12 protein-coding genes are annotated in these 12,979 nt (G+C 70.7%); 3 read left to right on the top strand and 9 right to left on the bottom strand.

Annotated features, from left to right (window positions below; translation table 11 throughout):
• Window positions 1-79 precede the first annotated feature (79 nt).
• Entirely contained in the window at window positions 80-826 is a 747-nt protein-coding gene (locus AB0L71_RS09800) for an SDR family oxidoreductase (RefSeq protein ID WP_365240220.1), read from the bottom strand.
• Between the two features lie 236 nt (window positions 827-1,062).
• Between AB0L71_RS09800 and AB0L71_RS09795 the strand changes: the two genes are divergently transcribed.
• Window positions 1,063-2,223, top strand: a complete 1,161-nt coding sequence (locus AB0L71_RS09795; RefSeq protein ID WP_365240218.1) for a Rieske 2Fe-2S domain-containing protein — start codon at window positions 1,063-1,065, stop codon at window positions 2,221-2,223.
• Window positions 2,223-2,510 carry a ferredoxin gene (locus AB0L71_RS09790; protein WP_365240216.1) on the top strand — a complete coding sequence of 96 codons (288 nt, stop codon included), beginning with the start codon at window positions 2,223-2,225 and terminating at the stop codon, window positions 2,508-2,510. The genes AB0L71_RS09795 and AB0L71_RS09790 overlap by 1 nt, the downstream gene beginning before the upstream one ends.
• Before the next feature lie 118 nt (window positions 2,511-2,628).
• On the opposite strand, the gene AB0L71_RS09785 is transcribed toward AB0L71_RS09790, so the two are convergent.
• The 8 genes from AB0L71_RS09785 to AB0L71_RS09750 all read right to left on the bottom strand — a co-directional run bounded on the left by AB0L71_RS09785 (window position 2,629) and on the right by AB0L71_RS09750 (window position 12,049).
• Window positions 2,629-4,110, bottom strand: a complete 1,482-nt coding sequence (locus tag AB0L71_RS09785; RefSeq protein WP_365240214.1) for an FAD-dependent oxidoreductase — start codon at window positions 4,108-4,110, stop codon at window positions 2,629-2,631.
• Entirely contained in the window at window positions 4,107-5,036 is a 930-nt protein-coding gene (locus AB0L71_RS09780; RefSeq protein ID WP_365240212.1) for a VOC family protein, read from the bottom strand. The genes AB0L71_RS09785 and AB0L71_RS09780 overlap by 4 nt, the downstream gene beginning before the upstream one ends.
• Before the next feature lie 192 nt (window positions 5,037-5,228).
• The gene (locus AB0L71_RS09775) at window positions 5,229-6,413 is read right to left on the bottom strand and encodes an acyl-CoA dehydrogenase family protein (protein ID WP_365240210.1); all 1,185 of its coding nucleotides are present in this window, start codon (window positions 6,411-6,413) and stop codon (window positions 5,229-5,231) included.
• A gap of 8 nt (window positions 6,414-6,421) precedes the next feature.
• On the bottom strand, window positions 6,422-7,477 hold the full coding sequence (dmpG, locus tag AB0L71_RS09770) for a 4-hydroxy-2-oxovalerate aldolase (protein ID WP_365240208.1): 1,056 nt from the start codon (window positions 7,475-7,477) through the stop codon (window positions 6,422-6,424).
• A 20-nt stretch (window positions 7,478-7,497) separates the two neighbouring features.
• Window positions 7,498-8,406, bottom strand: a complete 909-nt coding sequence (locus tag AB0L71_RS09765) for an acetaldehyde dehydrogenase (acetylating) (protein WP_365240206.1) — start codon at window positions 8,404-8,406, stop codon at window positions 7,498-7,500.
• Window positions 8,407-8,454: 48 nt separating this feature from the next.
• Window positions 8,455-9,495 carry a ferredoxin--NADP reductase gene (locus AB0L71_RS09760; RefSeq protein ID WP_365240204.1) on the bottom strand — a complete coding sequence of 347 codons (1,041 nt, stop codon included), beginning with the start codon at window positions 9,493-9,495 and terminating at the stop codon, window positions 8,455-8,457.
• Window positions 9,492-11,186 carry an FAD-binding protein gene (locus AB0L71_RS09755; protein WP_365240202.1) on the bottom strand — a complete coding sequence of 565 codons (1,695 nt, stop codon included), beginning with the start codon at window positions 11,184-11,186 and terminating at the stop codon, window positions 9,492-9,494. The genes AB0L71_RS09760 and AB0L71_RS09755 overlap by 4 nt, the downstream gene beginning before the upstream one ends.
• A complete protein-coding gene (locus tag AB0L71_RS09750) occupies window positions 11,183-12,049 on the bottom strand; it encodes an alpha/beta fold hydrolase (RefSeq protein ID WP_365240200.1) in 867 nt (288 codons plus the stop codon). The genes AB0L71_RS09755 and AB0L71_RS09750 overlap by 4 nt, the downstream gene beginning before the upstream one ends.
• Window positions 12,050-12,367: 318 nt before the next feature.
• On the opposite strand from AB0L71_RS09750, the gene AB0L71_RS09745 reads away from it, so the two are divergent.
• Window positions 12,368-12,940, top strand: coding sequence for a flavin reductase family protein (locus AB0L71_RS09745; RefSeq protein WP_365240198.1), 573 nt, complete (start codon window positions 12,368-12,370; stop codon window positions 12,938-12,940).
• The last annotated feature ends 39 nt before the right edge of the window (window positions 12,941-12,979 follow it).

Raw genomic sequence — 12,979 nt, 5'->3', positions numbered from 1 at the left:
TTCTCGAAATAGGCAAGGCCCAGTCCCGCTGAGTGGCCGCGCGCACCGGGCCGGGGTCCCGCGCGGCCTTCATGCCCCGTCAGATGTGCGATCCGCCGTCGGCCCGGAGTTCCGCCCCGGTGAGGTAGCCCGCGTCCCGCGACGCCGCGAAGGCGATCACCCCGGCGATCTGCTCCGGCTCGGCAACGCCGAACGGGGCCCGGATGCGCCGGTAGTAGGAAGTGTCGAGATCCGGCGGCAGTACGTGCGGCCCGGCCAGCGGGGTGGCGACCGAGCCGGGCGAGACGGGCACCACCCGGATGCCGCGGTGCGCGACCTCGGCGGCCAGCGACAGCGAGAACCCGAGGAGCGCGCCCTTGGAGGCGGCGTACGCGGTCATGTACGGGTTCCCGTGCGCAGCCGCCGAGGACACCACGTTGACGATGACGCCGGATCCGTCCGGCAGCAGGGGCAGCGCCTCCCGGCAGAACAGGGCCGCGCCCACCGTGTTGACCAGGAACAGCCGCTGCATGTCGGCCACGGTCAGCCGGTCGATCGGCGTGGTCCGGTGGATGCCCGCCACGTTCACCAGCACGTCGATCCCATCGAGCCCCTCGGCTGCTGCGCGTACGGTCTCGACCACCGCGTCCTCGTCGGTGACATCGGCGACCCGGGTCACGATCCGTCCCGGCCCGGACGCCGTGGCGGCGGTCTCCGCCAGGCCCTCGGACGACAGGTCGACGGCGAACACGGCCGCCCCCTCGGACACCAGCCGCAGCGCGGTGGCTCGGCCGATCCCCGACCCCGCCCCGGTCAGCAGGACTTTCACACCGTCGAATCGGTTCATCACGGACCCCTTCACTGTTGCCTGCGGACAAGGCGGCGGACTGTACCCCCGGCCGGTACCGCCAAGCGGGCCCGGTCCCACCGACCGGGACCGGCCACCGAGGCCCCCGGAAACACCGGTTCCGGTCAGTGGGACTCCCCGCCCGGACACCGGTGTCCCCGCCTACCGTCCGAATACCGGTCCAGGCCTGTCGCCCGGATCGCGGATACCACGCGTCCTGAGGGGATGAGAACCACGTGAGCGCAGTCGAGTCAGCACACGACGACGTCAGGGCCATCGAGGCCACTGCGGCACCCACCCGTTTCGCGCGCGGCTGGCACTGCCTGGGCCTCGCGGAGAATTTCAAGGACGGCAAGCCGCACGCGGTCCAGGCGTTCGGCCAGAAGCTCGTGGTGTTCCAGGCGGGCGACGGCACGCTCAGCGTCCTGGACGCGTACTGCCGCCACATGGGTGGCGACCTCTCGCAGGGCACGATCAAGGGCGACCATGTCGCCTGTCCCTTCCACGACTGGCGCTGGGGCGGCGACGGCCGCTGCAAGCAGATCCCGTACTCCAAGCGCGTTCCGCTGCGGGCCCGCACAGCGGCCTGGCAGACCCTGGACCAGGACGGCATGCTCTTCGTCTGGAACGACCCGGAGGGCAACCCCCCGCCCGCCGACGTGACCATCCCCCGCATCCCGGGGGCGACGAGCGACGAGTGGACCGACTGGGTCTGGTACGAGACCGTCGTCGACGCCAACTGCCGTGAAGTCGTGGACAACGTCGTGGACATGGCCCACTTCTTCTACGTCCACTACTCCTTCCCGACGTATTTCAAGAACGTCTTCGAGGGCCACACCGCCAGCCAGCACATGCGCGCCACCGGCAGGCCCGACGCCCGCCCGCAGGAGCGCGACGGCAAGTCGAAGACCATCGGCAGCACCTCGGACGCCTCGTACCACGGCCCGTCGTTCATGATCGACGACCTCACGTACCACTACGACACCGGTGACGTGCAGTCCGTCCTGATCAACTGTCACTACCCGGTCGACGCCAACCGGTTCATCCTCCAGTACGGCATCATCGTCAAGCGCTCGACCTCCATGCCGGGTGGCGCTGCCGATGAACTCGCCAAGGGAATGGCGCAGTTCATCAAGCTCGGCTTCGAGCAGGACATCGAGATCTGGAAGAACAAGGCCCGCATCGACAACCCCCTCCTGTGCGAGGAGGACGGACCGGTCTACCAACTCCGTCGCTGGTACGAGCAGTTCTATGTGGACGTCGCCGACGTGAAGCCGGAGATGACCGATCGCTTCGAGTTCGAGCTGGACACCACCCGGCCCGTCGAGGCATGGCAGAAGGAGGTCGAGGCGAACCTCGCCCGCAAGGCCGCCGCTGCCGAGAGCCGGCCGGCCTGATGCGGGTCGACAACCGGCTCACCGACGGCGCGCCGATGGAACCCCTGGAGTGCGCACGATGCGCCGCGCAGGTCCTGGTGCGCAAGAGCAGCTGGCAGCAGACGAGCGTGCAGTGGAACGCCCGGGCCGTGGAGACGTGCGCGGAACGGGATCCCGGAGCCCGGTACTTCCGGGGCTGCGGGTCTCTGCGCGACACGATCCGTGAGGCCGCGCTGCTCGGCACGATCGGGGTCGTGGACCGCGACGAGGACGAGCCGCACCCCGGTTCCCCGGGCCACGAGGGCTGACGTCCATCACAGCATCCCCTGGGCGTTGCGTCCGCCGGTTCCACTCCCCCGGGTCCGGCGGACGCGACGAAGAGGCCGGGTACGCGCCGATCGCGCGTACCCGGCCTCTTTGCTCTGCTCAGGCGTTGCCCGCCGCAGCGACCCCCGCCCGCCGGCCGAAGAACGTCCCGTCGCCCAGCGACGTGCCGCTGATGTAGCCCTCGCCGTGGATGCCGGACGTCGCACGGCCCGCCGCGAACAGACCGGGCACGGCCGCTCCGGACACGTCGAGCACCGCACCGTCCACGGTGGTGTGCAGCCCGCCGAGGGTGAACCCGGCGACCCCGGTCCCGGCCCCGGCGCTCTGCCGGCCGCCCTGGTGGAAGCCGATCCTCGGGTCGACCGCCGCGAACGGACCCTTCAGGGGCCTGAGCCAGCGTGCGTCCTTGTGGAAGTACGGGTCCTGCCCCTGTGCCGCGTACGTGTTGTACGTGCCGACCGTGGATTCCAGGGCGCCTTGCGGCATGCCGAGTTCGGCCTCCAGCTCCGCCAGGGTCTCGCAGACGAACTGCGGGAGCACGCCCCAGCGTTCCCGCTCGGGGATCGACTCGTACCCCTCCTCGTCGATGACGACCCAGTAGGGGGCGGGCTGGGTCAGCACCGCGGCCACGCTGAAGAGGCCGGGGTAGACATCCTCGTTGATGAAGCGCTGCCCGTGGGCGTTCACCAGCATGCCCCGGGTCACCATGGCGGGCAGTGCGGTGAGCGCCAGCTCGACCACACCCATCCGCCGGGTGGCGGCACCCATCGCGGAGGCCATCCGGATGCCGCTGCCGTCGTCGAGTCCGTCGCTGACCTTGCCGTGCCCGATGAGCTGCGGCGCGTGGTCGGCGAGCATCTCCTCGTTGTCGACGAACCCACCGGTGGTCAGCACCACCGCCCTGCGGGCCCGGTACGTCCGGTCCTCGCCGTGGTGACGGGCGGTGACGCCGACGACCCGCCCGGCCGCGTCCACGATCAGCGCGGTCGCCAGGGTGTCGGCGTGCACGGCGGCCCCCGCCCCCTGGGCGGCTGCCACCAGCTTCTCCATCACCAGCCAGCCGCCGTACGCCTCGGTGGCGCAGCGGTGGCCGCGCGGTGCGGGCCGGGCGATCTCGTGGTAGGGCCAGGCGTTCTCGCCCAGCCACATCAGTCCGTCCCGGGTGGTCGGCATCCAGGTCGGCGCATCCCACAGGGTCGGCTCGAAGGTGAGTCCGCGCTCCACGAACCACTCGTAGTGCGCGAGGCTCCCGTCGCAGTACAGGCGCAGCTTCTCCTCGTCGGCGTGCGGCCCGAGTGCGGCCCGGAGGTACGCGAACATGTCGTCCGCGCTGTCCTCGAAGCCGCACGCCTTCTGCACCGGGGTGCCGCCGCCCAGATACAGCTCACCGCCGGACAGGGCCGACGACCCGCCGGGGCCGCCCGCCCGCTCCAGGACCAGGACGTCGGCGCCTGCCGAGGCCGCCTCGAACGCGGCGGCCGCTCCCGCACAGCCGAAGCCGACGACCAGGACGTCGGTCTCCGCGTCGTAGTGGGTGACCGTCTCCGCGCGGACGGGAGCCACCCGCTGCGCAGTGGTCACGTGGCCGCCCCGGGCGGGGTGAAGGCCGCCAACGGCTCGGACCCGGACCAGTCGTGGCCCCAGTAGCTGTCGGCAGTGATCTCCTCGGCGGTGTAGTACCGCTCGTCGACGCGCATCCCCTCGCAGCCGTACTCGATGTCCCAGCCGCCGGGTGCGCGCACGTAGAACGACACCATCTTGTCGTTGGTGTGCCGGCCCAGGGTGGAGGAGAGCGAGAAGCCCTGCCTGCCCACGTTGTCGAGGGCGCGGCCGACCGCGTCCAGGGTGTCCACCTCCACCATCAGGTGCACCATGCCGGGGTCCCCGGCGTGCGGGGCGGGGCACACGGCGAGGCTGTGGTGGCGCTCGTTGACGCCCATGAAACGCACTCGGCGGGGCGAGGCGTCGGGCGACTGGCCGCCGACCCTGATCGCGCCGCGCGGCAGGAAGCCGAGCACCTCGGTGTAGAAGGAGATCGTCTCTTCCATGCGGGTGGTGGGCAGCACCACGTGCCCCATCCCCTGGCCGCCGGTGACGAACCGCTGGCCCAGGCTGGTCAGTACGGGGCTGTGGTCGAGGATCGGGCCGAAGAACACCTCGACGGGCATCCCGGCAGGGTCCTCGAAGGTGATGCCCTGCTCGACACCGCGGTCGTCTGCCTCCTGCTGGCTGAGCAGCTTCACCGCCGTACCCGACGCCTCGACGGCGCGGCCGACCGCGGCGAGCGCGAACTGGTCGCGCACCTCCCAGCCGATCGACAGGACGCGGTCGCTGTCGCCGGGCAGGACGACGAGCCGGGCGCGGCGTTCGTCCATGCGCAGGTAGAGGCCGTCGGGGTCCGGCCCCGAACCCTCGGCGAAGCCCAGGGCGTCCACCGTGAGTTCGCGCCATCGGTCGATGTCACGGGTCTGGACCCGGAGATATCCGAGTCCACGGATCTGCGTCATATGTATTCCTCCCTCATCTGGGGGCCGCCGGCCGGAAGGTGGCCGGACGGCGGCCGGGTCGCCGAAGTCCGGCGCTGCCGTGACCGGCGTACGTGCCGCGGCAGGCAACGTTTGCCGGTCATGGAGCGGTGTCCGGTGCGTGTTCTCGGCGTGCCGGGCGTCGCGACGGGGCGAACGTTGTCTGTTGCGGCGCTAGATCATCGAGCGCATCGGGCCCTGCGGCGGCTCGATGCCGATGTCGGTCAGGGCCGAGGCGTGGAAGACCGAGCCCGGCACGTGGATGGCATGGACCAGACCGGTGTGCACATCACGCCAGAAGCGCTGGATCGGGTTGTCCATGCGCAGCGCGTTGCCGCCGGAACGGGCGACGACCTCGTCGACCGCGCGGACCGCCCGCCAGGCGGCGGCGACCTGGTTGCGCCGGCCGACGGCACGCCGCGCGAAGCTGACCTCCTGGCCGGCCGCCACCATGTCGTACACCTGACAGATGTTGTCGAGGAGCGCCGCGCGGGAGGCGGCGATCTCGGCTGCCGCATCGCCGACGGCGTAGAGGACGTACGGGTCGTCCTTCGCGGCCTGGCCGGTGATCTGCACCCGGTTGCGCTGGTAGTCGAGGTGGTGGGCGAGGGTGCCCTCGCACATACCGATCACGGCCGCGGTGATGCCGAGCGGGAAGGCGGCGGAGAACGGCATGTGGTAGGCGGGGTTGGTCAGCCCGGACTCGGCGGCGAGCGAGCCGTCGACGACCTTGGCGTAGTCGATGACCCGGTGGGCGGGCACGAAGGCGTCCTTGACGATGATGTCCTTGCTGCCGGTGCCACGCAGCCCGACGACGTCCCAGGAGTCCTCGACGATCTCGTAGTCGGCGCGCGGCAGGATGACGTGCACGGACTGCGGAGGGTTGAGCCGGTTGCCGTCGCCGTCGGCGAGGAAACCACCGAGGAAGATCCACCGGCAGTGGTCGGTGCCGGAGGAGAACTGCCAGCGGCCGTTGAAGATGTAGCCGCCGTCGACCGGCTTCAGCAGGCCCATCGGCGCGTACGGAGAGGCGATCCAGGTGTCGGGGTCCTCGCCCCAGATCTCTTCCTGGACCCGCGGGTCGGCCATCGCCATCTCCCACGGGTGGATACCGACGACGCCGGCGACCCAGCCCGTGGCCCCGTCCAGGGAGGCGATCTTCATGATGGTCTCGGCGAACTCGCGCGGGTGCAGTTCGAGGCCGCCGTAGGCCTTGGGCTGGAGCATGCGGATGGCACCGACGTCCCGCAGGATCTTCGCGGTCTGGTCGTCGAGCCTGCCGAGCGCCTCGTTGGAGGGGCCGAGTGCGCGGATCTCGTCGGCCCGTGCTTCAACGGCTTCGAGTACCGGATTGGACATGGCTGTTCTCACTTCCCCGGGGTGTTCTGCGCGGTGGGCGTGCCGTTCTTCGCCGCGAGGCCGACCGCGATCTCGATGAGCTGGTCCTCCTGGCCGCCGACGAGCTTGCGGCGGCCCGCCTCCATGAGGATCTCGGCGCCGGACACCTGGTAGGTGGCGGCCTGCCGGGCGGCGTGCTTCAGGAAGCTGGAGTAGACACCGGCGTAACCCATCGTCAGTGACATGCGGTCGAGCAGGCACTCGCCGTCCATGACGGGACGTACCACGTCCTCGGCCGCGTCGATGATCTTCAGGACGTCGATGCCGGTACGGATGCCGAGCTTCTCGGCGACGGCGGCGAATGCCTCGACGGGTGTGTTGCCCGCGCCGGCGCCGAACCGGCGCGTCGATCCGTCGATCTGCGTGGCCCCGGCGCGCACCGCGAGCACCGAGTTGGCCACACCGAGGCCGAGGTTCTCGTGGCCGTGGAAGCCGACCTGTGCGTCGTCGCCGAGTTCGGCGACCAGCGCCGCGATGCGGTCGCTGGTCTGCTCCAGGACGAGCGCGCCCGCGGAGTCGACCACGTACACGCACTGGCAGCCGGCGTCGGCCATGATGCGCGCCTGCCGGGCCAGTTCCTCCGGCGGACTGCTGTGCGACATCATCAGGAACCCGACGGTCTCCAGGCCCAGTTCGCGGGCGAGGCCGAAGTGCTGGACGGAGATGTCCGCCTCGGTGCAGTGGGTGGCGATCCGGCAGATCGCGGCGCCGTTGTCGGCGGCCTCGCGGATGTCGTCCTGGAGCCCCAGGCCGGGCAGCATCAGGAAGGCGATCTTCGCCCTCCGCGCGGTCTTGACCGCGGCCTTGATGAGTTCCTGCTCGGGCGTGTGGCTGAAGCCGTAGTTGAAGGACGAACCGCCGAGGCCGTCGCCGTGCGTGACCTCGATGACGGGGACGCCCGCGTCGTCGAGGGCCGCCACGATGGAGGTGACGTGATCGACCGTGAACTGGTGCTGCTTGGCGTGCGAGCCGTCCCGCAGGGACGAGTCGGTGACGCGGATGTCCAGGTCGGAGCTGAAGGGCATGACTCGTGTACTCCTCGGTTTCAGGCGCCGGCGCGACGGGAGACGATCCGCTGGGCGAAGCCCTCGCCGACCTCGGTGGCGGCGGCGGTCATGATGTCGAGGTTCCCGGAGTACGGCGGCAGGAAGTCGCCCGCGCCCTCCACCTCCAGGAACACCGCCACGCGGGCGAATCCGCCGCTGACCGCGGTCGGTTCGTCGAACTGCGGCTCGGTGCGCAGCCGGTAGCCGGGTACGTACGAGGCGACTCGCGCGACGGTCTCGTGGATCGACGCCGTGACGGCGTCCCGGTCGACGTCGGCGGGGACGGCGCAGAAGACGGTGTCCTGCATCAGCATCGGGGGTTCGGCCGGATTGAGGATGATGATGGCCTTGCCCTTGGCCGCGCCGCCGATCTTCTCGATACCCCGGCTCGTGGTGAGCGTGAACTCGTCGATGTTGGCCCGGGTTCCGGGCCCGGCGGACGGCGATGCGACGCTCGCGACGATCTCCGCGTAGGGCACCTCGGTGACCCGGGAGACGGCGTGCACGATCGGGATGGTGGCCTGTCCCCCGCAGGTGATGAGGGAGACGTTCGGCGCGTCGAGGTGCTCACCGAGGTTGACGGCGGGCACCACCGCGGGGCCGATGGCCGCGGGGGTCAGGTCGATGGCCTGGATGCCGAGTTCGGCGTACTTGGGGGCGTTGGCCCGGTGGACGTACGCGGACGTCGCCTCGAAGACCAGGTCGGGTCGCTCGTCGCCGGCCAGCAGCGGGTCGACACCGTCGGCGCTGGTGTGCAGGCCGTGGTCGGCGGCCCGCTTGAGGCCGGGGCTCTGCTCGTCGATGCCGATCATCCAGCGCGGCTCGATGAACTCGGAGCGCAGGAGCTTGTACATCAGGTCGGTGCCGATGTTGCCGGATCCGACGATCGCGGCGGTGGCCTTGGTCACTGTGGAAACCTCATCCGATTCGGGTAGGTGCGGAGCGGGGAGGACGGGTCAGCCGTCATAGGTGACCTTCAGCCGGTCGCTGACCGGGCGCGCCTGGCAGGCGAGGATGAGTCCGTCGGCGAGGTCCTGCGCGTCGAGCACCTCGTTGTGGTCCATGGCCACCTCGCCCTCGACGAGCACACAGGCGCAGGCACTGCAACTGCCCTCCCGGCAGGAGTACGGCGCGTCCAGGCCCGCCTTGAGGAGTGCGTCCAGCAGGTACTTGCCCCGCGGCCACTCGACGGTGCGGCTTTCGCCGTCCAGCTCCACCTCGGCCGTGACCGGCGGCCCGGCACTGTCCGGTTCCTGCTCCGACTCCGAATCCGGCTCGGCGAAGGGGTCGCCGGCCAGCGAGTTGAACCGCTCCACCGTGATCAGGTTCGGTGGCACGCCCAGGTCCGCGAGCGCTCCGGTGGCCAGGTCCATGAACGGGCCCGGCCCGCAGATGAAGGCGGGTCGCCCGGCGTACGGTCCGACGAGGGCCCGCAGACCGGCTGCCGTGGGCCGGCCCTGCACGGACTCCAGCCAGTGCAGAACGGTGAGCCGCTCCCCGTACTCCCTGGCCAGGGCGGCCAGTTCGTCACGGAAGATCACGGACTGCTCATCGCGGTTGGCGTAGAGGAGGGTGACCGTGCCGGTCCCGGCGTGCAGGGCGGACGTGAGGATCGACATCACCGGGGTGACGCCGCTGCCCGCGGCGAGCAGCAGGAAGTCCCCGTCGAGCGAGTCGGGGGTGAAGGTGCCCGCGGGCCGCAGCACCTCCAGGGTGTCGCCCTTGGTGACGTTGTCGCAGATCCAGTGGGAGGCGTAGCCGCCCGGGGTGCGCTTGACGGTGACCTTCAGGTGCTCGTCGCGTACCGGGGAACTGCACAGGGAGTAGCAGCGGGCGGCTCCGCCGGGGCGCTCGGACGGCACCCGGACGGTCAGGAACTGGCCCGGCCGGTACGTGAACCGGGCCCGGTCCGACTCGGCCGGTTCCAGGACCAGCGAGTGCGCGTCGGCCGTCTCCCGGATCACTTCGACGACCCGTACGGTCAGTGCGGGACTCATGCGGTGCCTCCGGTGGCGCCTGTCCGCGTGCGGTCCTCGGCGGCGTGCCGGGCCGCGATGTAGCCGAACACGATGGACGGGCCGATGGTGGCGCCCGGTCCCGCGTACTCGTTGGCCATCACCGATGCGGAGGTGTTGCCCGTGGCGTAGAGCCCGGCGATGGCCGATCCGTCCTCGCGCAGCACCCGGCTGTGCTCGTCGCAGACGAGGCCGCCCTTGGTGCCGAGGTCACCGACCTCGATGCGGATGGCGTAGTAGGGGGCCTTGTCGATCTCGTCGAGGTTGGGGTTCTTCAGGGTCGGGTCGCCGTAGTAGCGGTCGTAGGCGCTGTCCCCGCGGCCGAAGTCGGTGTCCGTGCCGCTCCGGGCGAAGCCGTTGAACCTTTCGACGGTCTCGGTGAGCGTGCCCTCGGGGACGCCGATCTTCCGCGCGAGCTCGGCGATGCTGTCCGCCCGGTGCACGGTGCCGTTCTCGTAGAACGCCTTGGGGAACGGCAGGCCGGGCAGGATCTGGGCGAAGGGGTAGCGGGCCCGCGCCTTGGCGTCCATCACGAACCAGGCGGGAACATGCTGGCCTGCGAGCTGGTCATGCACGAAGTTCACGTACGGGGAGGACTCGTTGGTGAAACGCTTTCCGTCCCCGGAGACGATCACCGACGGCGGGATGCACCGCTCGGAGACCAGCGGGATCGTGACACCGGCAGGATGGTGCACGGACGGCATCCACCAGGCGTCGTCCATGAAGTCGAGGGCGGCGCCGAGGGCCTGGCCGGCGATGATGCCGTCGCCGACGTTCTCGCGGGCCCCGGCACTGTGGTTGTCCCTACCGCCCTCGGGGAGGTACTTCTCGCGCATCTCCTGGTTGTGGTCGAACCCGCCGGTGGCCAGGAGCACCCCGTGCCGGGCGCGGACCCGTACGGTCCTGCCGTCGCGCTCCACGGCCACACCGGTGACGGTGCCCTGCCCGTCGGTGACGAGCTCGGTCATCGGGCTGCGCAGCCATACCGGGACGCCGGCGTCCTGGAGCGCCATGCGCATGCGTGCCACCAGGGCCCGGCCGCCGGTCGCCATGTGGCGGCGGCGCACCATGTTCGACGAGACCCGCCAGGCGGCGATCACGGAGGCCCAGCGTCCGCGCCAGGTCCGCTTGACCATGGCGAGGCTCCGGTAGTCCTTCGCGGTGATCCACAGTCCGAGCGGACCCTTCATGCTGTTGGGCCGCTGGTACTTCTCGTCCTCGCCGAGCTTGCGGGTGTCGAAGGGCAGTGCCTCGATGGACCGGCCGAGCGGACGTCCGCCGTCGTACTCGGGGTGGTAGTCGGCGTAGCCCTTGACCCAGAAGAACCGCAGCCAGCGGCTCTTGCCGAGCAGTGCCATGGCGTCCGGTCCCTGGTCGACGTACGCGTCGAGGCGGGCGCCCGGCACCCGGTCCTCGGTGAGCACGTCGAGGTAGCGACGCACCGACTCACGGCTGTCGTCGTGTCCCTTGGCCCGCAGGGTGGGGTTGTTGGGGATCCAGATGCCGCCGCCGGAGATTGCGGTCGAGCCGCCGTACTTGGACCCCTTCTCGACCACCACGGTGGAGAGGCCGCTGTCGGCCGCGGTCAGGGCGGCCGCCATGCCGCCTCCGCCGCTGCCGACCACGACGAAGTCGAACTCCTCGTCCCAGGCTTCCTGGGCGCGGGCGCTCATGCCGCGTCCTTGCGGGTGAGGAAGGCGAGGACAGTGCTCTCCCAGGCCGCTTTCTGTTCGATCATCACCCAGTGCCCGCAATCAGGGAAGACGTGCAGTTCGGCGTCCGGGATGGTGCGCATGGGAAGGATCGCCATGTCGACGGGGCTGACCCGGTCGTCGCGCCCCCAGGTGAGCAGGGTCTTGGCGCGGAGCCGGTGCAGCATGGCCCAGTACGGGGGTGCGTCGGACGCGGCAGCGGCGGCGGCGGTCGCCGCGAACGCCGCACTGCCGTACATCCGGCGGGCGGAGGCCAGTGTGTCGGGGTCGGTGGCCTGCGTCCACCGTTCCTCGATGAGCTCCTCGGTCACCAGCGAGGGGTCGTAGACCATGGAGTTCAGCCAGCGCACCAGGCCCTCCCGGGACGGCGCGTCGGTGAACTCCGTGAGCAGCTTGATGCCTTCGCCGGGGCCCGGGCTGAACACGTTCCGGCCGATCCCGCCGATCGTCACGAGGCGGCGCACCCGGTCGGGGTGGGCGAGCGCGAACTGGGCGCCGATGATGCCGCCCATCGAGTTGCCGATGATGTCGACCTGCTCCAGCCCGAGCCCGTCCAGGAACCGGGTCACGGACGAGGCCGCCGTCGCCATGGGGTGGCCGTCGGTCGGGTCGCTGACCCCGAACCCGGGAAACTCCAGGATCAGGCAGCGGAAGTGCTCCGCGAACGTGCTCAGGTTGTGCCGGAAGTTGCGCCAGCCCGTGACCCCGGGGCCGGATCCGTGCAACAGCAGCAGGGGCGGGCCGTTGCCGGCCTCGTGGTAGCGCAACACGCCCTGATCGGTCGCGAGTTCGCGCAATGTGGAGTCGTGACTCAGCTCCGTCATTTTCCCTGCCTCATTGACCTCGTTGATCGGATGCACCTGGTGACCGGGGGTTTGGAGTGGTCATCGGCTCCGGGCCGCCACTGGTCCCGTGTGATCGGTTCCTGGACAGTAGCCACGGCCACCGGGGCGGCGCGGCGGGCGTCTCGGTCAGCGGGATACCCCCGGTCACAAGGGTGCGGGGGCGGCCCCAGCGGCGCCGTCCGGACACCGTTCCACTCATCGGGAACGGGCGGCCGACGCGAGCGGCCGGTGTCCTACCTTCGGCACCCTGCCCGCACTCGGGCACACCACCGCGCCGTCCCCCTCGAGGTGAAACCGATGACCGCAGAGCCCCTGTCCGCACCCGAGGCGGCCCCTGAGCACGTCGATCCGACGCCCCTGCAGATGCGGCGCACCATGGGGACGTTCGCGTCCGGGGTCACCGTGGTGACCGGGATCGGTCCGGACGGCGATCCTGTCGGGTTCGCCTGCCAGTCGTTCGCGTCCGTCTCGCTCGAACCGGCTCTCGTGCTGTTCTGCGCCGATCACCGGGGGCGGGCGTGGCCGAGGATCAGGGAGTCGGGCCGGTTCACCGTGAACATCCTGGCGGCCGAGCAGACCGACCTCTGCAGCAGGTTCGGCTCCAGCAAGGGCCTCAAGTACGAGGGACTGGAGTGGGAACTCTCCCGCTGGGGGACGCCGTCGCTGCCCGGGGTCCTGACCCGGGTGCACGCGGATGTATACGACGTGCACACCGCGGGCGACCACGACGTGGTAGTGGGCCGGGTCCTCGGCCTGGAGGACGTGACCGACCGGGAGCCGATGCTCTTCTTCCGCGGCGGCTTCGGTGTGGAGAGCCCGACGGACATCGTGGTCCCCGACCTGTGGGGCTGGGGCGACCACTGGGGGTGAGCGGGGCCCCCAGGGGCGACCGGCCGCGCGCCGGGGTCC

Source organism: Streptomyces sp. NPDC052052, assembly GCF_040680455.1.
GTDB lineage: Bacteria > Actinomycetota > Actinomycetes > Streptomycetales > Streptomycetaceae > Streptomyces.
The sequence above is the reverse complement of the archived record's forward strand: the minus strand, read 5'-3'. Positions and strand labels throughout refer to the sequence as shown.

Bases quoted from the DNA above. Each gene is read 5' to 3' on its own strand.
- AB0L71_RS09755 (WP_365240202.1), bottom strand. From the start codon at position 11,186: ATGAGCGCCCGCGCCCAGGAAGCCTGGGACGAGGAGTTCGACTTCGTC.
- AB0L71_RS09800 (WP_365240220.1), bottom strand. From the start codon at position 826: ATGAACCGATTCGACGGTGTGAAAGTCCTGCTGACCGGGGCGGGGTCG.
- dmpG (WP_365240208.1), bottom strand. From the start codon at position 7,477: ATGCCCTTCAGCTCCGACCTGGACATCCGCGTCACCGACTCGTCCCTG.
- AB0L71_RS09760 (WP_365240204.1), bottom strand. From the start codon at position 9,495: ATGAGTCCCGCACTGACCGTACGGGTCGTCGAAGTGATCCGGGAGACG.
- AB0L71_RS09790 (WP_365240216.1), top strand. From the start codon at position 2,223: ATGCGGGTCGACAACCGGCTCACCGACGGCGCGCCGATGGAACCCCTG.
- AB0L71_RS09750 (WP_365240200.1), bottom strand. From the start codon at position 12,049: ATGACGGAGCTGAGTCACGACTCCACATTGCGCGAACTCGCGACCGAT.
- AB0L71_RS09780 (WP_365240212.1), bottom strand. From the start codon at position 5,036: ATGACGCAGATCCGTGGACTCGGATATCTCCGGGTCCAGACCCGTGAC.
- AB0L71_RS09745 (WP_365240198.1), top strand. From the start codon at position 12,368: ATGACCGCAGAGCCCCTGTCCGCACCCGAGGCGGCCCCTGAGCACGTC.
- AB0L71_RS09775 (WP_365240210.1), bottom strand. From the start codon at position 6,413: ATGTCCAATCCGGTACTCGAAGCCGTTGAAGCACGGGCCGACGAGATC.